General features: G+C 51.7%; 17 protein-coding genes. 7 read left to right on the top strand and 10 right to left on the bottom strand.

What is annotated here, in order from left to right:
• Positions 1-134 precede the first annotated feature (134 nt).
• Together rpsI and rplM are read right to left on the bottom strand one after the other, a co-directional pair.
• Positions 135-521 (bottom strand): 30S ribosomal protein S9, encoded by a 387-nt coding sequence (gene rpsI, locus ACYVK4_RS09390; protein WP_012929223.1) that lies wholly within the window; start codon positions 519-521, stop codon positions 135-137.
• A 6-nt stretch (positions 522-527) separates the two neighbouring features.
• Complete coding sequence (gene rplM, locus ACYVK4_RS09385; RefSeq protein WP_012929222.1) at positions 528-971, bottom strand: 50S ribosomal protein L13; 444 nt, start codon at positions 969-971, stop codon at positions 528-530.
• A gap of 167 nt (positions 972-1,138) precedes the next feature.
• Between rplM and ACYVK4_RS09380 the strand changes: the two genes are divergently transcribed.
• Together ACYVK4_RS09380 and ACYVK4_RS09375 are read left to right on the top strand one after the other, a co-directional pair.
• Positions 1,139-1,351 carry a hypothetical protein gene (locus ACYVK4_RS09380; protein ID WP_461127234.1) on the top strand — a complete coding sequence of 71 codons (213 nt, stop codon included), beginning with the start codon at positions 1,139-1,141 and terminating at the stop codon, positions 1,349-1,351.
• Positions 1,344-1,808, top strand: coding sequence for a nucleotidyltransferase (locus tag ACYVK4_RS09375; protein ID WP_461127233.1), 465 nt, complete (start codon positions 1,344-1,346; stop codon positions 1,806-1,808). The genes ACYVK4_RS09380 and ACYVK4_RS09375 overlap by 8 nt, the downstream gene beginning before the upstream one ends.
• Before the next feature lie 29 nt (positions 1,809-1,837).
• Here ACYVK4_RS09375 and mraY read toward each other — a convergent pair whose 3' ends face one another.
• The 6 genes from mraY to ACYVK4_RS09345 all read right to left on the bottom strand — a co-directional run bounded on the left by mraY (position 1,838) and on the right by ACYVK4_RS09345 (position 9,683).
• Positions 1,838-3,046, bottom strand: coding sequence for a phospho-N-acetylmuramoyl-pentapeptide-transferase (gene mraY, locus ACYVK4_RS09370; RefSeq protein ID WP_461127232.1), 1,209 nt, complete (start codon positions 3,044-3,046; stop codon positions 1,838-1,840).
• Positions 3,047-3,159: 113 nt separating this feature from the next.
• Positions 3,160-4,629 (bottom strand): UDP-N-acetylmuramoyl-L-alanyl-D-glutamate--2,6-diaminopimelate ligase, encoded by a 1,470-nt coding sequence (locus ACYVK4_RS09365; RefSeq protein WP_461127231.1) that lies wholly within the window; start codon positions 4,627-4,629, stop codon positions 3,160-3,162.
• 86 nt (positions 4,630-4,715) lie between these two features.
• Positions 4,716-6,833 carry a penicillin-binding protein gene (locus ACYVK4_RS09360; protein ID WP_461127230.1) on the bottom strand — a complete coding sequence of 706 codons (2,118 nt, stop codon included), beginning with the start codon at positions 6,831-6,833 and terminating at the stop codon, positions 4,716-4,718.
• Complete coding sequence (locus tag ACYVK4_RS09355) at positions 6,823-7,221, bottom strand: FtsL-like putative cell division protein (protein ID WP_461127229.1); 399 nt, start codon at positions 7,219-7,221, stop codon at positions 6,823-6,825. Before ACYVK4_RS09355 ends, ACYVK4_RS09360 begins: the two co-directional genes overlap by 11 nt.
• Positions 7,222-7,314: 93 nt before the next feature.
• Entirely contained in the window at positions 7,315-8,808 is a 1,494-nt protein-coding gene (locus ACYVK4_RS09350) for a M20/M25/M40 family metallo-hydrolase (RefSeq protein ID WP_461127228.1), read from the bottom strand.
• Between the two features lie 191 nt (positions 8,809-8,999).
• Entirely contained in the window at positions 9,000-9,683 is a 684-nt protein-coding gene (locus ACYVK4_RS09345) for a DUF3431 domain-containing protein (protein WP_461127227.1), read from the bottom strand.
• A gap of 140 nt (positions 9,684-9,823) precedes the next feature.
• Between ACYVK4_RS09345 and ACYVK4_RS09340 the strand changes: the two genes are divergently transcribed.
• Both ACYVK4_RS09340 and ACYVK4_RS09335 read left to right on the top strand, forming a co-directional pair.
• The gene (locus tag ACYVK4_RS09340; RefSeq protein ID WP_461127226.1) at positions 9,824-11,941 is read left to right on the top strand and encodes a S9 family peptidase; all 2,118 of its coding nucleotides are present in this window, start codon (positions 9,824-9,826) and stop codon (positions 11,939-11,941) included.
• A 94-nt stretch (positions 11,942-12,035) separates the two neighbouring features.
• The gene (locus ACYVK4_RS09335) at positions 12,036-13,565 is read left to right on the top strand and encodes an FG-GAP repeat domain-containing protein (protein WP_461127225.1); all 1,530 of its coding nucleotides are present in this window, start codon (positions 12,036-12,038) and stop codon (positions 13,563-13,565) included.
• Positions 13,566-13,680: 115 nt separating this feature from the next.
• Here the strand turns inward: ACYVK4_RS09335 and ACYVK4_RS09330 are convergent, their stop codons facing one another.
• Complete coding sequence (locus tag ACYVK4_RS09330; RefSeq protein ID WP_461127224.1) at positions 13,681-14,979, bottom strand: Gfo/Idh/MocA family protein; 1,299 nt, start codon at positions 14,977-14,979, stop codon at positions 13,681-13,683.
• A 593-nt stretch (positions 14,980-15,572) separates the two neighbouring features.
• On the opposite strand from ACYVK4_RS09330, the gene ACYVK4_RS09325 reads away from it, so the two are divergent.
• The 3 genes from ACYVK4_RS09325 to ACYVK4_RS09315 all read left to right on the top strand — a co-directional run bounded on the left by ACYVK4_RS09325 (position 15,573) and on the right by ACYVK4_RS09315 (position 19,876).
• On the top strand, positions 15,573-17,537 hold the full coding sequence (locus tag ACYVK4_RS09325) for a glycoside hydrolase family 127 protein (protein WP_461127223.1): 1,965 nt from the start codon (positions 15,573-15,575) through the stop codon (positions 17,535-17,537).
• A gap of 141 nt (positions 17,538-17,678) precedes the next feature.
• On the top strand, positions 17,679-18,848 hold the full coding sequence (gene lepB, locus ACYVK4_RS09320) for a signal peptidase I (protein WP_461127222.1): 1,170 nt from the start codon (positions 17,679-17,681) through the stop codon (positions 18,846-18,848).
• 170 nt (positions 18,849-19,018) lie between these two features.
• Positions 19,019-19,876, top strand: a complete 858-nt coding sequence (locus tag ACYVK4_RS09315; RefSeq protein ID WP_461127221.1) for a peptidoglycan-binding protein — start codon at positions 19,019-19,021, stop codon at positions 19,874-19,876.
• Positions 19,877-20,048: 172 nt separating this feature from the next.
• Here the strand turns inward: ACYVK4_RS09315 and ACYVK4_RS09310 are convergent, their stop codons facing one another.
• Positions 20,049-20,576: a hypothetical protein gene (locus ACYVK4_RS09310; protein WP_461127220.1), complete on the bottom strand. Its 528-nt coding sequence runs from the start codon at positions 20,574-20,576 to the stop codon at positions 20,049-20,051.
• Between the last annotated feature and the right edge of the window lie 217 nt (positions 20,577-20,793).

Genomic DNA, 20,793 nt, shown 5'->3' with positions numbered 1-20,793 from the left:
TAAAAAATACGCAGCACCGCCCGTCGGCATCATCTAAGGGCAGTCTGGACAAATTAGTGGTAAGCCGTAAGTGATGAAGTAGGACGTGTATCGAGTACTTAAAACTTACTACTTGCTTACTTACAACTGTACTATTAACGTTTCGAGAACTGGAACCGACGACGGGCTTTCCGACGACCGTATTTTTTCCGTTCTACCATACGTGAATCCCGTGTCAGGAAGCCTTCTTTTTTGAGGGCCGGACGGAATTCCGCGTTCATTTCGACCAGTGCCCGGGCAATTGCCATACGAGTAGCTTCGGCTTGTCCAGCCACACCGCCACCACGAACGTTCACTTTCACGTCGTAACCACCCACACCATTAACGGTTGCAAAGGGTTGGTTTAGAATGATTTGCAGGACTTCGGTAGGGAAATACTGTTTGTAATCTTTTCCGTTCACCGAGATGGCTCCGCTGCCCGCCGACATGTAGATGCGGGAGATGGCAGTTTTACGGCGGCCAATGGTATTAATACGATCCATTATGACTTAGAATTTAACTGCGGTTGGTTGCTGAGCCTCGTGCGGGTGTTGACCACCGGCGTAAACGTACAGGTTGGTATACAACCGACGACCAAGCCGATTCTTCGGCAACATACCTTTTACGGCGTGTTCGATGATGCGCTCTGGGTGCTTTTCGAGCAACAGCCGGGGCGATGCGAACCGTTGACCACCAGGATAACCTGTGTGGCGGACGTAGACTTTATCGGTCATCTTGGCACCGGTCAGGCGAACCTTGTCGGCATTGATGACAATCACGTTGTCTCCGCAGTCAACGTGTGGCGTGAAGTTGGTTTTGTGTTTGCCGCGAATCAGGCGTGCGATGTTGCTGGCCAGCCGACCGAGCACTTCACCCTGAGCGTCAACCACAATCCACTCCTTCTGCGCCGTTTCTTTGTTGGCAGAGATGGTTTTGTAACTGAGCGTATTCACTATTAAGGAGACTAATTGTTTGATTTATAAGACCTTACCTGCGTAAAAAACAGGCCCGTCCTGAAACGGGAGTGCAAATATAGGAGATAGTAGCCTGAAAAACAAGGGTATGGCCAGATTATGAAAGCAAAGCCGTATTTTTGCCCTATCTAAACTGACTACATCGAATGGCTGATTCTTTTCGACTCGACCGAACCGCGTTTCATATGGGCACCCATGAGGAAACGGAACGCTATCACGCCCGAAATCAACCCGAAACGTTGGTTGACCGATTAAAGGCGGCTGCTTATTTAAATAGCATTGCTTTTCGGTACGATATCACGAATCCTCCCCGATTAGATCGTACTGCTTTCTCGGCTCGAAAACACGAAAATGGCTAATTTATTTAATACCGATTTCCAAGATTTTCTGGCAGCTTTACAGAAACAAAAAGTCCTCTATGTCTTAATTGGAGGATATTCTGTCATTCTTCATGGTTACAATCGAACCACAGGAGATATGGATATTCTGGTTGAAAAATCCATTGACAATTATGAACGTATAGTGAAGGCTTTTCTGGATTTTGGCATGCCAACGTTTGACATGACTGCTGATAATTTTCTTAACAACCCAGCTTTTGATGTATTTACATTTGGTCGACAGCCTGTAGCAATCGATATTTTAACGGCAATCAAAGGGCTTACGTTTAAGGAGGTTTTTTTTCATTCTTCTGAGGTTGATGTGGATGGAATATCTATACGACTTATTCATTACAATCATCTTATTCGTGCAAAAGAAGCAGCGGGAAGACCCAGGGACTTGAATGATATTGAACAGTTAAAAAAGAGCCGGGAATAAAATTCCCGGCTCTTTTTTAACTGTTAAGACTACCGCAACTTCAGCGTTGCCAGGGCCAGTACGGCCAGAATAATACCGACGATCCAGAAACGGGTGACGAGCTTGGCTTCGTGGTAGCCTTTCTTCTGAAAATGGTGGTGCAGGGGCGACATCAGGAAAATTCGCCTGCCCTCGCCATACTTTCGTTTGGTATATTTAAAATAGCTGACCTGCATAATCACCGACACGAGTTCGACTAAAAAAATGCCGCAGATGATCGGAATCATCAGCTCCTTTCGAATAGCCAGGAACAGCACCGCAATAACCCCCCCGAGCATCAAACTGCCTGTGTCGCCCATAAAAACCTGTGCCGGATAAGAGTTGTACCACAGGAATCCAACGCAGGCACCCACAAATGCCGCACAGAAAATTACCAGCTCCCCGGCATTGGGAATGTACATGATGTTCAGGTACTGCGAGAAAACTTTGTTCCCCGACAGATAAGCCAGTACGCCAATGGTAAGCCCGATAATAACGGATGTACCCGCAGCCAGTCCGTCGATACCATCGGTAATGTTGGCTCCATTGGAAACGGCTGTTATAATAAAGATGCAGATGATCACGTAAACGATCCACGTATAGCTCTCAGGGACAACGCCGAACAACAGCGAACTGTAATCGAATTCGTTGTTTTTAACGAACGGTACGGTGGTCAGCGTCGACTTAATGTCGGTGTAGATATCCGGAACGGTTGATGTATTCAGCAATCGGGGGGCGTATTTCCGAATTTTAACGTAATCGTTGAACGACAGGGTCAGGCCAACAATCAGGCCCAGACCAACCTGGCCTACTACCTTAAATCGCCCCTCCAGCCCCTCTTTATTTTTCTTGAAAACCTTGATGTAATCGTCCAGGAAGCCGATCAGACCTGTCCAGACGGTCGAGACCAGCGCGAGGACGACGTAGACGTTTGATAACTTGGCGAATAACAGCGCCGGAATCAGCAAAGATGCCAGAATGATGAAGCCACCCATGGTGGGTGTCCCCCGTTTCTGCATTTGTCCTTCCAGACCCAGATCACGGATCGACTCGCCAATTTGAAGGTTACGTAGTGTGTCGATGATGCGCCGACCGAAAACAGCGGCAATCAGCAGAGACGTGACAACAGCGCCAAGAGCCCGGAAGGAAATATATTGGAAAACTCCCGCGCCGGGGAAGTTATATCGTTCGTCAAGAAACTGGAAGAGGTAATAGAGCATTTTTTAAAGAGCGAAAGAATGAAAGAGTGAAAGAGCGTAGTGAAAGAACCTTTGTTATCGCTCTTTCACTCTTTCACTCTTTCGCTCTTTAAGGCAGGTCAAAGTTACTGATTTCAACGGTCTGCGAAAGCGTCGCGCAATACGACCCGGTCATCGAAGTCGTATTTCACCCCTTTTATCTCCTGATAGGCCTCGTGGCCTTTGCCCGCTACCAAAATAATATCGTGCGGACGGGCCAGCGATACGGCATGGCGAATGGCTTCGTGACGGTCTTCGATGGTGATCGTTTTTTTGAGATCTACGGGCGAAACCCCGGCCTGCATCTGTTCCAGAATCGCCATCGGGTCTTCGTTGCGGGGGTTGTCGGACGTCAGAATAACGCGGTTGCTTAGGCGGCAGGCTATATCGGCCATGATCGGTCGTTTGGCGGCATCGCGGTTGCCCCCGCAGCCTACAACCGTAATGATTTGCGGCAGATAGTCCTGCTCATCGGCATCCCGAAGTTCGTTGATCGTTTCCAGAACATTCAGGAGGGCATCGGGCGTATGGGCGTAGTCGACAATGCCGACAATCTTATCGTCCGAAACCACTTGCTCAAAGCGGCCGGATGGGGGGGTAATGCCCGACAAGGATGTCAGCACTTCCGTTGGATCTTCGCCCATCAGTACGGCTGCGCCATAGACACTAAGCAGGTTATAGGCATTGAAGCGGCCAATGAGCTTGAACCACACCTCGCGGTCGTCGATGAACATGTTCAGGCCAAAGAGGCTGTCGGCAATAATTTTCCCTTTGAACGTGGCCAGCGTCTGGAGGGAGTAGGTTTCTTTCCGGGCGGCCGTGTTCTGAAGCATCACCAGCCCGCGTTTGTCGTCGACATTCGTAAGAGCAAAAGCTGAGGCTGGAAGTTGGTCGAAGAACCCTTTTTTTGCCCGGATGTAGTTATCGAACGTACCGTGAAAATCGAGGTGGTCGTGGGTGATGTTTGTAAAAATGCCACCTACGAAGGTCAGTCCCGCAATTCGCTCCTGAACCACCGCGTGCGAACTAACCTCCATGAATACATGCGTGCAGTCGTGGGCCAGCATATTGGTCAGCAGCTGGTTGATCGTGATCACGTCGGGGGTGGTATGTGTAGACGGAATGACTTCATCGTCAATCTGATTCTGCACTGTCGACAGTAAGCCGCAGCGGTAGCCCAGCGATCGGAATAACCGGAAGAGGAGCGTCGCTACCGAGGTTTTGCCGTTGGTGCCCGTTACGCCCACCAGTTTGAGTTTTCTTGACGGCTGTCCGTAAAAGTTAGCCGCTACCAGGCCCATAGCCCTGGGGGAATCCTGTACCCGAATGTAGCTTACCGCCGGGTTCGTTTGGGCTGGAATTTCTTCGCACAGGATGGCGCTGGCCCCCTGTTGAATAGCCGTTTCTATATAGGCATGGCCATCGGTAAGGGTGCCGCGCACCGCAATGAATAAACTGCCCGGCCCGACCTTGCGCGAGTCCATCGTCAGGCTCGTTACATCGGTGCTCATGCTGCCGGAGGTACCCAGCAGGGGAATTTTATAGAAGAGGTCTTTTAGTTGCATGCACAGGTTGAACGAACAACGGGTTCGTTTGCTGGCTGCAAAAAAAAGGATTCAGGTCAGTACTACCTAATTTTATCTACTTAGGTTTACCCAAGCGTCAGGGTAATGACCTTTCCGATCGTTTTTTCAATGCCCGCTCCCGGCTCGATCGACTGCTCTTTTACTTTACCGCGCCCTTCGACCAACACCTTGAAGCCCCGGTTTTCGAGCAGGAACAGGGCGTCGCGCAGGGGGAGGCCCCGCACATCGGGAACACGATCATCGCGGGTGGGACGCCCTTTCCACCGGCCCGTTGGCGTCGCTTCTACCCATCCCTCTGTGGATGGTTCATTGGTGAGGTTCAGCGCCGAGCTGATGGTGTGCAGATCATCGGCATAACCAGCCACAAGCGCTGTCGATGAAACCGGTTGGGAAGCTCTGGCCCGAATAGGCGCATGCATCTGATAGTCATAGGCGACGATCCGGTCGGCTACCGATTTGAATACGGGTGCCGATACCGCTCCAGCGTATAAGCTACCTTTGTTTTCGCCCTGCTGTGGGTTGTCGACTACCGCAATCATACTGTATTTGGGCTTATCGGCCGGGAAATAGCCAATAAAGGAGGTGTAATACCGACCTACCTGATACTGGCCGTCAATGACTTTTTGCGCGGTCCCCGTTTTCCCCGCAATGGCATAGAATGGATTATTAATGTGCTTGGCCGTACCGTTCGTCACCACGCCCCGCAACAGGTCCTGTGCTTTCCGGGCGGTCTCTTTGGAGCAGATAGGTTCGGGAGCGATGTAGGGCTTGTTATCTTCAATGAGTTCGTCGGCCAGCTTGATCTGCTTCACGATGACCGGCCGTACCCAGTTTCCGCCATTAGCAACGGCATTGTAGAATGCCAGCATTTGCAACGGCGTAATCTGCATCTCGTAGCCGTACGACATGGAGGTTAGCGACACCTTGCTCCAGCCTTTCATATCAGGATTTCGCACCACCGGTACTGCTTCGCCCTTCATGTGAATGCCTGTTGGCTGGGTCAGGTGAAACTTGCGGAGATATTGACAATACAGATCCGGGCGTTTATAGAAATAGCTGCGCATCAGCAGGTGTGTGCCGATGTTAGATGATTTCTCGAACACCTGTCGGGCCGTAATCGTACCTGAACCGCCCCCGTTGGAATCAACGATCTTAAGGCCGTTGTACTTCACGGCATGTTGCCCCGTCTGAACTGTCTGGTTGAGCGAAATGGCTTTTTCTTCCATCAAGGCCATCATCGTCGCCAGTTTGAAGGTCGAGCCGGGGTCGGTTCGTCCTGCCAGCGCGTGGTTGAAATTTTCAACATACTTGTCGCCCTGTCGGGTTAAGTTCGCCATGGCGCGGATTTCGCCGGTAGCCACTTCCATGACGATGACGCAACCCTTGGCCGCCTTGTACTTTTCGAGGGTCGAACGGAGGGCCGATTCGGCCATGTCCTGATAGTTGACATCAATGGTCGTGTACAGATCCATACCCGGTTCCGGCCGCATTTCGGGACCATCATCGACGGGTTTTCGTACCCCTCCCGACAAAACTTCGACCAGGCCCACGGCATTTCTACCCGCCAGAGCAGGCTGAAAACTGGCTTCCAGACCAATCAGCCCGCGACCCGTTTTGGCGTCCAGATTACCAATGGTTCGTTCGGCCATCTGGCCGTATGGGTGATAGCGTTCATAATAAGGACGCAGTACGCCACCCCGTGCCGCTACTTTGGACGACGACCGGAAAAAGGGCCATTTGAGCATTTTTTGCCGTTCCTGGAAGGTAACCCGCCGGCGGTTGAGCAGTACATAGCGCCGTTTGCGCCGTCGGGCATCAACGATAAGGTCGGTGTAGTCGCGGGGGGAACGATCGCCATAAATGCGGGACAGCAGTAAGCCCAGCGAGTCTACTTTCTTATTAAAGTAGTCGGGTTTGGCCATGGTAGGGTCCAGTCCCACCACGTAGGTTGGCAGGGAGGTGGCCAGTAGATAGCCGTCATGGGCGTAAATGTTGCCCCGCATGGCCCGAATGGTATCCCGCTGGATCAGGGTGGCGGCAACGCGTTCGCGCCAGAATTTCCCTTTTAAATCCTTTTTGAAATATTGTACGGATACGAGCCGAACCACAATACAGACCGCCAGCACCAGAACGATGTAAAAGACGTGGTTGGCCCGCTGAATAATGTCCTGTTTAATGTTCATCGGTCTTGACAACAATTTTATGGGGTGGGGTCTGGCTGTCGGCGAGACCGAGGGCCGCTACACGCTTACTGATTTCTGATTGCTTGCCGCTTTTGTTAAAATCGGCCTGGAGAACGGTAAACTGCGATCGAAGCTCATCGACCTGCGCTTTGGCCCGCTGGGTTCGCCGGACCAGTCGTTCGGCGTTGTGATTTAGTCCTATGTAGAGAATGAGCAGGAATGTAACCCAAAGAATGCGGTCGATGTGCTGGATGGGCCAGGCATTATCTTCCCCAAACAGCCGGTCCAGCCCAATGAAGTCATTGAGCCAGGAGGCCAGCTTAAGTTTACGGCGCTGTTTCTTCTGCTTGGCTACCCGCTCGGGTTCGCGGAAGGTATTTTTAGCCATGTTGGGTTAGGTGATGATCGTAGTACAAAGAAACGAAATCATCGGTAGGGGTACCTTCCTGCAACGACTAAATTTTAGCGAAAGTGTATTTGCTTATTCTTTCCATCGCCATTCGTTGGCAATTTGTAAAGGTGTACGCAGACCCTGCGCCACGAGGTAGTCGCGGGTTTGGGTATCCGTCTGGCGCGTGGTTGGGATCGCATCGGCATCGGCCAGCGCATAGAGCAGCATGGTCGAATAGCGCACCGTGTTCTTTAACTGGTTCGCATTTACCAGGTTCATCCGGTCGCAATTGGCGTGGTAGCAGTTAAGAACCTCGCGGGAGAGGTGTCCGTTCATACCGACCACCGGAACTCCTTCAAGCATAAACGGCTGGTGGTCGGAGTGAAGACCAGCCTGGTTCTCCATTTGATTGGCGAAGGTGGGTTCCACTTCTTTCATCGTTTCGCCAATGGTATTCAGGAAGGGGACGATGTCGCTCCGGCCAAAGGCGTTCAAACCTGTAGGATCATTGGTCATATCCAGGTTCATCATGTAGCGTACCTTGTCCAGTTCTCCCGACTGCTTCAGCTTCTCGACCATAGCCCGTGAGCCCAGCAGGCCCTGCTCTTCACCCATAAACAGCACAAATTCAACGGTTCGTTTGGGTTTTAGTTTCAGGGCTTTAAATGTGCGGGCAATATCCATAATCGCGAATGACCCAATGCCGTTGTCGATTGCGCCCGTGGCCAGGTCCCAGGAGTCGAGGTGGCCGCCGACAATAATTTTCTCGTCTGGATAAGTCGATCCTTTCACCGTGGCAACCACATTCCGGGCCCGTATCTTACGGCTCGTGTTGGTCATGTTGATCTGGGCCCGCAGTTTTTCATGTTCCTCCTGCATCCAGGCCCGTATTGCCTGGCCACTTTCGAGTGAGATGCAGACCGATGGGATGGGGATCAATTTACCCGTTACCGACGCCGTACCCGTGAGCAATACATTGCCCGGCACCAGATTGACCATGATCACGCCGGAGGCACCATACTGAATGGCGAGCGCCGTTTTTTCGGAACGGTGTAAATTTCGTGCCCCCTGGGTGGGAGCCGCCAGACCGATATTGACCAGAACGACTTTTCCTTTGAGCTTGTCCTTTACGGCAGCGAAATCTCCTTCAAGACCATTGCCCACATCGATGATCTCACCATTCACGTGCGCTTCTACAGGCGAGTGTGCCAGTGCTACGACAGGCACATCCCGGAAGTTGTCGCTTTTGTTGGGCACAATTGCCAGCGTAACGGTATCGCGCATCCAGGATTCTACTTCAAACGGTTCATAGCGAACCTCCTTAAATCCGTAAGACGACAACAGGTTAAAGGCGTAGGTTTCAGCACGGGTTCCATTGGGGCTACCCGTCAGGCGATGCCCCACCCGTTCCGACGCATCAGCAAGGGTTTCGTAGGCCCGACTGTGTGCACTTACCTCCGTGTTGATGCGGGTAAATGTCTTTTTTAAGGAAAGTTTGTCCGGGTAAAAAGCAGTGAGCGTACCAGCCGTACCGATACAGAACAGCACGAGCCTAAAGCGGGGCACGTAAAATGTGCGGGCCATGATAGAATTGTAAAATTTCCTGATAAAGATAAACGGGACTGTTGTTTTATGATGCCGAATAGTTAGACGCATTGTGTGCCTAAAGCGTTCGGACGTTCTTAATAATATCGCTATTATTTATCTAAATGAGCTTATTTCTGCTACTTTCTTATTTAAAGGATACGTATTGACCCGGGATGAACGGCTCGCCTTTACACAAGTCGATCTGTCGGCTGATATTTCATTTGTTTAAGATGGACGGTTAGCCGTCCGGCCAGCCAGTCGGGATCGATACCTGTAACATTGAAAACGCGATCCCAACTCCGTTCGAAACAATGAGCTGCGTCCGGGTATGATACCGAAACCGCTAGTGCGTGTTCATAAAACGATACGGGACGTTGCCGCAAAAGGTTGCGGTGGACCGCAAATTGAGCCCCCAGCACAAAGGTATACAGCTCCGGGCCGTCGGTGCCAAACAGGGCGCGGTGGAATCCATGAATATCCAGACCGCGGCCATCCTCATTTTTACTCCAGGGTTGAAACAGCCGATGCCCCTGCTGATCGTCGGTGTCGATCAGGTGCCCCAGCCAGCGAAATCCGGTTGAACTGATGGCATCGGGATGGGCTACAAATTCGTGCATCGTTTTCTTGAAGTCGTAGGCATGATCGAAAGGCTTTCCCTGACAGAAAACGGTCCACTCGGCCAGAGAGTCGTACCGATTGACGATGTGGTGCAGATAGGTGTGCGCTTCCCGCCCAACGTTCGGTAGGGGAATGGCGGTGTGCTCAGTCATCAGTTCGGAGCCTTTGGTATAGATCGTTTGCATTAACGATTTCGGCAGGTTCCGTAACCAGTTCAGGTTTTCGGTATAGTGGGCAACGACGAGTTCTGGCATGAGGCATTCAACCGCGGGGGAAAGCGCAAAGGTCGTAAAGAATTAAATGACCTCTTTGCGCTTTCCCCTGCGCCTTTGCGTTTAGATAACCCTTATTTTTACAAACATTCTTCAGAAACAAACTGAACCGACGTCCTCTTATGAAACGGACCTGTCAATTAGTTATTTTTTCTCTCACGCTCTACAGCATGACCCAGGCACAACCGATAACCCCGCCCAAAGCGGCTATCAAACCCAAAGAATTGATTACGAACGGTCATAAACGGATCGACAAGTATTATTACCTCAACGATCGCGAGAATCCGGAGGTGATCAAGTACCTCAACGACGAAAATACGTATCTGGATAACGTACTGGCGCCCGTAAAGGACCTGCAAACGAAGTTGTTTGAGGAAATGAAGGGCCGGATCAAACAGCAGGATGAATCGGTGCCCTACAAAGAAGGGGACTATTATTACTACACCCGCTTCATTACCGGGGGCGAATACCCCATCTATTGCCGCAAAAAAGGCTCCCTGCAAGGCACCGAAGAAATCATGTTCGACGGAAATGCCATGGCCAGGGGGCATAACTACTACCAGATTGGCGGTTTTGAGGTGTCGGATAATGACGAGCTGGCCATTTTTGCCGAGGACACCGTTAGTCGACGCATGTATACGTTGAAGGTCAAGAACCTCAAAACGGGTGAATTGTATCCCGAAGCGATTCCGAATACCGAAGCGGGCAGTTTTGCCTGGGCTACAGATAACAAGACGCTTTTTTACATCAAAAAAGACCCGCAAACGCTGCTGGGCTATCAGGTGTACCGGCACATACTGGGTACTGACGCCAAAACCGATGTGCTGGTCTACGAAGAGAAAGACAACCAGTTTTACATGGGGCTGGGCCGGTCGAAATCCAAGAAATACATCACCATCGGCTCGGATCACAACGGCGTTGCAACGGAATACCGATTGCTGGAAGCCAGTAAGCCGATGGGCGAGTTCGTAACGTTCCTGCCCCGCGAAAAAGGGCACGAATATGACATTCTGCATTATAAAGATAAGTTCTACGTCCGCACGAACTGGAAGGCCGAAAACTTCCGGCTGATGGAAGTGCCCGAAGGAAAAACGGCCGACCGGACTGCCTGGAAAGAAGTAATTCCACACCGGTCGGATGTGTATCTGGAGAACATGGACATTTTTGCCAATCACCTCGTGTTAGGCGAACGTAAAGCCGGACTGACCAACATCAGGGTCATCAATCAAAAAACGAAGGCTGATGAATACCTCGACTTTGGCGAACCGGCTTATGTGGCAGGCATCAGCTACAACCCCGACTTCAACACCAACGTGCTGCGCTACGGATATTCGTCGCTCACAACGCCCAGCTCCACCTTCGATTACAACATGGATACGAAGGTGAAAACGCTGATGAAACAGCAGGAAGTGCTGGGCGGGTTTGATAAGAACAACTATGTATCGGAGCGCTTTTACGTCACCGCCCGCGATGGCGTGAATGTGCCCGTTTCGCTGGTGTACCGCAAGGGTACGAAGAAGGATGGTTCGGCTCCGTTGCTTCAGTATTCGTATGGTTCATACGGCTACTCCACCGACCCCGGCTTTAGCTCGACCCGCCTGAGTCTGCTCGACCGGGGCTTTATTTTCGCCATTGAGCACATTCGGGGTGGGCAGGAGATGGGCCGACGCTGGTATGAAGATGGCAAGATGCTGAAGAAGAAAAATACCTTCAACGACTTTGTCGACGTGTCGCAGCACCTCATCAAGAACAACTATACCAGCGCCGATAAGCTGTTTGCTATGGGCGGCAGCGCGGGTGGTTTGCTGATGGGTGCCGTGATCAACCAGGCTCCGCAACTGTACCGGGGCGTGGTGGCGGCTGTGCCCTTCGTGGATGTTGTGACGACGATGCTCGACGAAAGTATCCCGCTCACAACGGGCGAGTTTGAAGAGTGGGGTAACCCCAAAAACAAGGAATATTACGACTACATGCTCTCGTATTCACCTTACGATAACGTGGAGAAAAAAGCCTACCCAAACCTACTCGTGACTACCGGCCTGCACGATTCGCAGGTGCAGTACTGGGAACCCGCCAAATGGGTGGCCAAACTTCGGGAAATGAAAACGGACCAAAATCAATTGCTTCTTCATACCAACATGGAGGCCGGACATGGCGGGGCTTCGGGCCGGTTCCAGGCGTTAAAGGAAATCGCGCTGGAGTATTCGTTCATACTTAATCTGGTGGGCGAGCGGCAGTAATAACAGAACGCGGATGTTTATGATTTTCAGGGTGTATCATGACCTTAGAAATCATGAACATCCGCGTTCTATTTCGTGTGAAAATGATGAATAGATGACAACGCGACCTTTCCTTTCTTACTATTACTTCTCATTTCTGGCCCTCGCTACTTTAGCTATACTCGTTGGCAGCTGCCAGTCAGGACAGGAGAATGACCCGCTTATTGTGGAGGGGAAACAGCTGGCGGAACAACATTGTGGCAGCTGTCATATCGTGCCCGCCCCTGAGCTGCTGGATAAGGAAACGTGGGTGAAGCATGTGCTCCCCGCTATGGCCTCCAATCTGGGGCTGGAGGTCTATCCGGATGGTTTGTATTATGCTGGTCAGCAGGCGGCTATTTCCTTCGAAAACTGGCAGAAGCTGATGGCTTATTACCAGACGCTGGCACCCGAAACGCTCAAGCCTGCCAGTAAGCCGGAGCCGTTTACTGATGACTGGGCCATGTTTTCGCTCGAAAAGCCCCAGCTCGATACCACGCAAACGGCCATGACGACGATGGTAGCCATGGATACCATCGGGCAATACCTTTACACGAGCGATGCCTTCCGTAGCAACCTAACCCGCTGGAATCAACAGTTAAAACCAACGTTATTCCATCAATTCAACTCGGCGGCTGTCGATGCGCAGTTTTTTCGGGATGACAAAGGGAATGAGCGGAGCCTGTTTACGATCCTGGGTACGATGCAGGCGGCCGATATTGCCAGGGGAGAGATGATTTCGCTAACGATGAACGGACAGCATGGAACGGACTCGTCGGGCATTGCGACGCTGCTTCCCCGCCCACTGAAATCGGTGCCGGTCGATGTCGATAAGGATGGGTTGATGGACTGGGTGGTTTGCGGTTTCGGTCACAACATGGGTGGATTGTACTGGCTAAAACAACAGCCTGACCATCAGTTTGCCAAACGACCGATCAAAGAAGTACCCGGCGCGAGTCAGGCTATCACGGGAGATTTTAACAAGGATGGCTGGCCCGACCTGATGGTTTTGTTCGCCCACGCCGACGAGGGAATCTGGCTGTTTCAGAACGACAGAAAGGGTGGTTTTACGGAGAAGAACCTGCTTCGATTTCCGTCCGTCTACGGCTCTACGAGTTTTCAACTGGTTGACTTTAACAAAGACGGTCGGCTGGATATTCTGTACACCTGTGGCGACAACAGCGATTACTCGAAAGTGATGAAGCCCTACCACGGGTTATACATCTACCTGAATCAGGGCGATTTTTCGTACAAACAGGCTTATTTCTATCCTGTCAACGGCTGCACCAAAGCCATCGCCACCGACTTTGATAAGGACGGCGACCTGGACATAGCCACCATCGCGTTCTTCGCTGATTTCAAAACGAATCCTGCTGAAGAGTTTCTCCTGTTCGAGCAGCAGAAACCTTTACAATTCCGACCCCATGCGGTGCCCGTCAGTGCCTATGGTCGCTGGATTTGTATGGACGTGAACGACATTGATCGGGATGGAGACGCCGATATTGTGCTGGGAAATTTCGCAAAAACGTTTGTAATTCAGGAAGGGTTAAAGCCCACCTGGGATACGCACCTGCCGTTTGTCGTGCTGAAGAATAAGACGCGGTAATTTTACCACCCCCAACCCCCTCCTAAAACAGGAGGGGGCTAAGATAAGGGTAGTCCGTTACAAAGCCCCCTCCTGTTTTAGGAGGGGGTTGGGGGTGGTAGCTTTTGTCGTCCGATTACACTAAATTCCACTCCTTCCGGTAATCCCGCGACAACATGGCGTTGGCTTGCTGGTTGTGCCGGAATTTCTCCTTATGGGCGTTCCACTCCAGGGGTTGGCCGAGCCGGTAGGAGATCAGGCCGAGGTGCATGGGCATCGTCATCATGCGGGCATAGGCCAGATTGGATTCTGGCTGTGTACGCGCTTTTACCGCATCAACGAAGTTCTGCTGGTGGCCCGGCGACCGCTGGATCGTGATGGGTATTTCGGCAATGTCGTTCATGACCACGCCATTGATGGTGATTTCGCGGGTGCTGTAGTCGCACAGCAGGGTGCCTTTATCGCCTTCAAAATACGCGCCGATACCCCGTTTTTCGGCACCGGGTACGTTGGGCGGGGTGCTGGTCCAATGGAGGTTGAGTCCATCAAATTCGTAGTCGATATCAATCCATTTCGGGGCGTCGCCAATACCTTCGGGGGCTTCGCCCTTGGCGCTGATGCGCTTCAGGCCGGTTGGGTTGATGGCCCACCAAACCACATCGGCAATGTGGCACCAGAAGTCCTGAAACACGCCCCCCGAATAATCCAGAAAATACCGGTACGTAAAATGGCAGCGTTCGGGTGTGTACAGCGACACCGGCGCGGGGCCCTGCCACATGTCCCAGTTGAGCGTCGAGGGGGGCGTTTGGTACTGTGCCGGGCCTAGAACCGGTGGAAAGCCCGTTTTCCAAAGCCGAACGGTATGTACTTTACCAATGGCTCCGGCCTGGATAAGTTCGACAACCCGATGGTAATTGTCGCCCGCGTGTATCTGGGTACCGAGTTGAAAGATACGGTCGTAGCGTTTCTGGGCTTTCAGCATCTGCTGTCCCTCGCGCACATTATAAGACAGCGGTTTTTCGCCGTACACATCCTTCCCAGCCTGAAACGCCATGATGGCTACCTGCGCATGCCAATGGTCGGGGGTGGCGCAGGTGATGGCGTCGATGTCCTTGCGATCGAGGAGGTAGCGGAAGTCGGAGTATGTTTTCGCTGTGGTGTCAGGGCGGTCCGTCGCACGGTGGATCTTTTTAAGGGTGTCTAAGGCTTTATTGAGGTGGGTCTGGTCGAGGTCGCAGAGGCCTACCACTTCGACTTCGGGCAGGTTGGCAAACCAGTTGAGGTGGTTGGTACCCATCCCGTTCACGCCAATGTGGGCTACCCGGAGCTTGTCGCTGGGTGCCACTTTTCGTTTGAAGCTCGGAAACAGGGCTAAACTTAAGGCAGCCGCGCTACCTTGTTTAATAAAATCACGGCGGTTCGAGTGGAGCGTCATGGCAGTATACGCAGAAGGATTAACAGGCTTGACTGGTTCTTTACCTCTAATGCCAAAGATGCGGTTTATCTACTCAGTATGAGCTTATTAATTCTGCTTGTCCTGGGTGTGTCACCTAAGCCATATTACCATACCGAATAAAGTGCCTATCCTGTCAGAAATGGACTCCACCAAACCAGTAAACTCAGGCTGGACCATGTATAATAATGACGATTTACGATGGCGGCCTGGGATCGGTAAAGTTGATGGGTTCGCTGGTTTACCTGTAAAGAGTACATGGCTTGTTTTGATAAACCACTGGTGAGCCCACTGCGCATTTTCAAGCCAGCCTGAAAGGCTTTACAACTGTGCGAGGGGTAGAATATCACGCCTGTACGCCTGCTAAAATTCCACCTCAAAAAGACGGTAGGTTTTGTGTTAAACCTGCTTCATCTATCTGATCGGGCTAACGCTTAGTTTTCTGCTTTGGCTTGGGAACTAGTTGGTTTAGTAGTTCATTCTTCATCTTGCTTTCTGCCAGCGGTTGGTAGTAGGCAAGATGAAAGTTTATAGACATTAGCCCTGTCGGTGAGCGTAATAAACTGGATGTTAAGGTGAAAAGAACAGCTTTATTCATAGTCATGACGCTTGGGGCACTGGGGGCTCGTGCGCAGGATTATCCCATTGTGCCAGTGCCCTTCACCAGCGTGACCATCAACGGCGGGTTCTGGCAGCCCCGGCTGGCCACCAACCGCACCGTTACCATTCCCTTCGACTTTAAGAAATGCGAAGAAACCGGCCGGATCAACAATTTTGCCGTAGCTGGCGGGCTGGCAAAAGGAACGTTTAGGGGAATCCGGTACGACGACTCGGATGTATTTAAAGTTGTGGAAGGAGCGTCGTATTCTCTGCAAACGCAGTACGACGCCAAGCTGGATCGTTATCTGGATAGCCTCATCACGCTGTTTGCTGCGGCTCAGGAACCGGATGGGTATTTGTATACCATCCGCACCATTCTGAAAGACAGCGCGAATAGTAAAGACAAACAGGTTGGGCCAACGCGGTTTTCTTATGTGGCGGGGAGTCACGAACTCTACAATGTCGGGCATATGTATGAGGCCGCCGTGGCTCATTTTCAGGCTACCGGCAAACGGTCCTTTCTGAACGTAGCCCTCAAAAATGCCGATTACCTGATGCGAACCATCGGTCCCGATAAACTTATTGTGGTGCCGGGGCATCAGGAAATCGAGATCGGTCTCGTTAAACTTTACCGCGTGACCAAAGACAAGCGCTATCTGGATTTCGCCCGTTTTTTGCTGGATATGCGCGGCCGGTCCGACAAGCGGCCTCTCTTTCCCGATCCCGCCAATACCGGTCAGGGGGCAAGCTATTTACAGGATCAGGTGCCCGTTACGCAGCAGAAAACCGCCGTTGGACATGCCGTGCGGGCGGGTTATATGTATGCGGCCATGAGCGATATTGCCGCTATCCAGCAAGATAAAGCCTATATGGATGCACTGCTGGCCATCTGGAGCGATGTAGTCGAGCGGAAGCAGTACCTGACCGGTGGCCTGGGTGCGCGCGGGCATGGCGAGGCCTTCGGTGAAGCCTACGAACTGCCCAACGATGTGGCCTACGCCGAAACCTGCGCGGCTGTCGCCAACCTGCTCTGGAATCATCGGATGTTTCTGCTGACAGGTGAAGCCAAGTATATGGACGTGTTTGAGCGGGTGCTCTATAACGGGTTCCTGGCCGGTGTATCGCTCGAAGGAGACTCGTTTTTTTACGTCAACCCGCTGGCATCGGATGGAAAACGCAAATTCAACGTTGGGCAGGGCGCCACGCGGGCACCCTGGTTTGGCACGTCCTGCTGCCCAACCAATGTCGTGCGTTTTCTGCCCTCCTTACCCGGTTATGTATACGCGACAAAGGGCGATAATCTGTTTGTCAACCTATTCCTGACCAGCCAGTCGACGGTAACGGTAAACGGTAAACCGGTTCAGATAAAACAGGTGACAAATTACCCATGGGATGGCAGCATTTCGCTAACCGTTCAGCCAAAGCAGGTACAGGCGTTTGCTATCCAGATGCGGCTACCGGGCTGGGCAGCGGGCAAACCTATGCCGGGCCAGTTGTACTCGTATGTGAATACGGCTGCTAAAGCACCTGTGCTGCTGGTGAACGGAAAACCGACCCCCTATACAACGGAGAATGGCTACGCCCGTGTCAGCCGCAGCTGGAAACCCGGCGACCGCCTGGAGTGGACACTCGACATGCCCGTTCGGGAAGTGAAAGCCAATGATCAGGTGGCCGATGATCGGAATAAAGTGGCCATTGAGCGGGGTCCGGTTGTGTATTGCGCCGAAGGAGTGGACAATTCGGGTAAGGTACTATCGCTGGCGCTGCCTGCCGGTACTGCTTTTCAGCCGGTAAGGCAACCTGAAAAGCTGGGCGGCATTGTTTCGCTCAGCGGTCAGGTGACAGGAAATACAATGACGCTAATTCCTTACTACGCCTGGGCGAACCGGGGACCCAACGAAATGACCGTCTGGTTTGGGCAGATGCCGCCTTCAAAATAATACGCTTCACCCATCTATAGCGCCATCCCTGTAATAAAATATCCCTCCGGCAGGGCCGACCCGTATCTTTCGATCACCCGTTACAACTTGCTGATCAGCAGGCTGTGGCGGGTGATCGTTTTACGTTTAGTCTGTCAAGCTATGGTTAAGAAAGAAACAAAGGCTGGTAATACACCGGCCAGACCGAAAAAAACGGCAGGTCGGGAATGGTTGGATTCCATGCTGTTTGCGGTGATAGCCGCCACACTGATCCGATTTTTGACGTTCGAGGCTTATGCCATTCCAACGCCATCCATGGAAAATAGCCTGATGGTGGGTGATTTTCTGTTCGTGAGCAAGCTGCATTACGGCATCCGGACGCCCCAAACGCCTTTACAGGTGCCGCTGACGCACCAGAAGATATGGGGTACGGAGATACCGTCCTACAGCACTGCTATCCAACTGCCGATTTACCGGTTGCCGGGTTTCACAACCGTGAAAAACGGGGATGTGGTCGTCTTCAATTACCCGCCACCGAAGGCCAATGAGCCCGCGTATCCAACGGATCTGAAAACGAATTTTATCAAGCGATGCATCGGTATTCCGGGTGATGTGCTGATCATCCGCCAGACGCAGGTGTATGTAAATGGCAAACGATTCCCAACGCCCGCCCGCTCCGAAACGACCTATTTTGTTAAAACAAGCGAAGTGCTGGACGACCGTTTCTTTCGGAAATTCGACATCGTCAACGATTTTAAATCGACGGAGGGCCCCTTTATAAACTGGCAGCCGCTGGAAACATATAACGACTCAACCAAACAATCGGTACAAGTGGGCTACCGGGTGAACATGACGGCCGGGGTGATGCAAAAATTCAAGTCGTTCGATTGGGTGAAATCCGTCGAACCGATCGTTGAACCGGCTGGCGAGACCGGGCCCGGCATCTATGGCAGTTTGGCCAACGCCTGGAATCAGGACAATTTCGGCCCCCTTATCGTGCCGAAAAAAGGAATGGCCGTTCCCATCAACAAGCAAACGATTGCCGTCTACAGTGATGTCATCAAACGGTACGAATACAACAACGCGGTGGAGGTCACGCCAACATCTATCCGGGTGGACGGGCACCCAATAACGACCTACACCTTTAAACAGGACTACTATTTTATGATGGGCGACAACCGGCACAATTCCGAAGATTCCCGTTACTGGGGCTTTGTGCCCGAAGACCATATTGTTGGCAAAGCGGTGTTTGTGTGGATGTCAATTGATCCCGTCCCGGCCGACATATGGCACAAAATCCGCTGGAACCGGCTATTTAAATTGATTGGGTAAGGGCTGAAAGGTTGCTTTAGAAAGGTAGGAAACGGGTAATGCACAGAAATCATACCGTCAAATAACAACTTAGCCGCACGGTAGCGTATTTGTCTTTACTTAGGTGTGTTACTGCTCTGTTAATGAGTGGTTTATTCTGATCAATTCACACCCTTTCTCACTTTTTCTTTATGCAGCCCCTTCAACTCAATGCCGCTGGTGCAGAGGTCTTTCAGTTACAGGAAAAATTAAAATCCCTGGGTTTCAATCCTGGCAAAATTGACGGCGAGTTTGGTCCCGGCACCGAAGCCGCCGTCATCGCTTTTCAACGGAGCGAGATGTTACTTGCCGATGGGATCGTTGGTGTAAAAACATTGCAGGCCCTGAGCTTCGAGCCAGCACCCGAAGCCGTTACGGCTAACTCGGTGTTGTCGCAGGTAACGGTCAGTATCGTTTCGCAGATGTTTCCGTTCACGCCACTCGACAACATAAAAAGGAACTTACCGGCCGTGTTGCTGGCGTTGAAAGAACAGGATTTGACGGAGCGCAATATGGTGCTTATGGCGCTGGCTACCATTCGGGCCGAAACGGCAAGCTTTATGCCCATTGATGAAGGGAAATCCCGCTTCAATTCTTCGCCGGGTGGTAAGCCATTCGACCTGTACGATAACCGAAAGGATCTGGGTAATCGAGGGCCATCGGACGGCGCTGATTTCAAAGGTCGTGGTTTCATTCAACTCACGGGTCGGAGCAACTACAAAACTATTGGCGACCAATTAGGGATCGATCTGATTGCGGCCCCGGAGCAAGCCAACAAGTCGTCTGTAGCCGCTCGTATTCTGGCGCTTTTTCTGAAGCAGAAAGAACTCAAGATTAAAGAAGCCTTACTCGAAAACGACCTTCGGCAAGCCCGTCGGCTGGTCAATGGTGGGAGCCACGGGCTGGATGAGTTCACGCGAACCTTTCGTAAAGGCGAAAGTCTGCTGCCACAAACGTTACAGATCGCCATTGCCGATGCCCGCCCTTCAGAGGTGCGGGTGCAGGCGTAAGTTGCCTGGTAAAAGATATTGGGTGAATGTTCGCCGGGCTACCCTGGTTTGTTCGGACCTGTGGCGTGTTTTAACAGAGCGATTGGCAGGTAATCGCGGCCGACTGCCGAACGTCAATCCTATTCAATGTTTGCCAATGCCCCCGCTTGCCTATGTTGACCAGGATTGTCAATTATTCCTTTAATAAGTCTGGCTTTTCAACCCGCTTGAATTCGATCACCCAAACCAGCGGATTTCGAATCCATGAATCATAACCAGCCAGCGATTCCCATAAGGTTAGGTAAGAGTGAATGGGCGACGAAACGAGTGTAGAAGCCCCATAATTTCGGTAGCTGTACACCGTTTTGTCGCCAACTGTAGTCGTTATGGTCTCAATGCCCTCTGCAATGGCATCCTGTTCGCTAATGTCATTTAAACGTTCAACGCGTACCGCTTCAATCTCCAGAAATAGTCTACAGGCCTCGTAAGGCATAAAAAGCGCGGGTTGCCATCCGTTAAAGTGGCCTTCAGAATCAGCCTCTGCCGCCTGACCGTTGCTCGCCTGATAGCGGTAGGAAACCGTTTGCCCCTCTATTCCGCAGGTACCGAATACCTCCCGAACCCATAATATATCGCCTGGTTGCCCATAGGGACAGTCGGCGATGGACGGCACATGATCTGCTAATGGCGGTTGAAAAGTGCCGGATTCCGCTTTTTCCATATCTATTGGAAGTTGCGGTTTAATAAGTCGGCGGGTCTGCGTTTTAGTGCCTGACAACAAAGCCTGGACCATGAGCTTTGAAAAAAGTATTGGGTGTAGTTTCATGAAGTGTATTCCTTTTTTTACGGATTCTCCTCATTGGCAACGACAATTCTGGCTTGCGAACGACTAACTTTCGGTTGATTCCACTCGAATGCCAATCCATTAATCGTCTGGT

The sequence above is a fragment of the Spirosoma aerophilum genome (genome assembly GCF_054782495.1).
The sequence above is the reverse complement of the archived record's forward strand: the minus strand, read 5'-3'. Positions and strand labels throughout refer to the sequence as shown.

Excerpts from the sequence above, each read along its gene's own strand:
- ACYVK4_RS09355 (WP_461127229.1), bottom strand. The coding sequence starts at position 7,221 with ATGGCTAAAAATACCTTCCGCGAACCCGAGCGGGTAGCCAAGCAGAAG.
- ACYVK4_RS09360 (WP_461127230.1), bottom strand. The coding sequence starts at position 6,833 with ATGAACATTAAACAGGACATTATTCAGCGGGCCAACCACGTCTTTTAC.
- ACYVK4_RS09340 (WP_461127226.1), top strand. The coding sequence starts at position 9,824 with ATGAAACGGACCTGTCAATTAGTTATTTTTTCTCTCACGCTCTACAGC.
- ACYVK4_RS09330 (WP_461127224.1), bottom strand. The coding sequence starts at position 14,979 with ATGACGCTCCACTCGAACCGCCGTGATTTTATTAAACAAGGTAGCGCG.
- lepB (WP_461127222.1), top strand. The coding sequence starts at position 17,679 with ATGGTTAAGAAAGAAACAAAGGCTGGTAATACACCGGCCAGACCGAAA.
- ACYVK4_RS09315 (WP_461127221.1), top strand. The coding sequence starts at position 19,019 with ATGCAGCCCCTTCAACTCAATGCCGCTGGTGCAGAGGTCTTTCAGTTA.
- ACYVK4_RS09310 (WP_461127220.1), bottom strand. The coding sequence starts at position 20,576 with ATGGAAAAAGCGGAATCCGGCACTTTTCAACCGCCATTAGCAGATCAT.
- ACYVK4_RS09375 (WP_461127233.1), top strand. The coding sequence starts at position 1,344 with ATGGCTAATTTATTTAATACCGATTTCCAAGATTTTCTGGCAGCTTTA.
- rpsI (WP_012929223.1), bottom strand. The coding sequence starts at position 521 with ATGGATCGTATTAATACCATTGGCCGCCGTAAAACTGCCATCTCCCGC.
- ACYVK4_RS09380 (WP_461127234.1), top strand. The coding sequence starts at position 1,139 with ATGGCTGATTCTTTTCGACTCGACCGAACCGCGTTTCATATGGGCACC.
- ACYVK4_RS09350 (WP_461127228.1), bottom strand. The coding sequence starts at position 8,808 with ATGGCCCGCACATTTTACGTGCCCCGCTTTAGGCTCGTGCTGTTCTGT.
- ACYVK4_RS09335 (WP_461127225.1), top strand. The coding sequence starts at position 12,036 with ATGACAACGCGACCTTTCCTTTCTTACTATTACTTCTCATTTCTGGCC.
- mraY (WP_461127232.1), bottom strand. The coding sequence starts at position 3,046 with ATGCTCTATTACCTCTTCCAGTTTCTTGACGAACGATATAACTTCCCC.
- ACYVK4_RS09345 (WP_461127227.1), bottom strand. The coding sequence starts at position 9,683 with ATGCCAGAACTCGTCGTTGCCCACTATACCGAAAACCTGAACTGGTTA.
- ACYVK4_RS09365 (WP_461127231.1), bottom strand. The coding sequence starts at position 4,629 with ATGCAACTAAAAGACCTCTTCTATAAAATTCCCCTGCTGGGTACCTCC.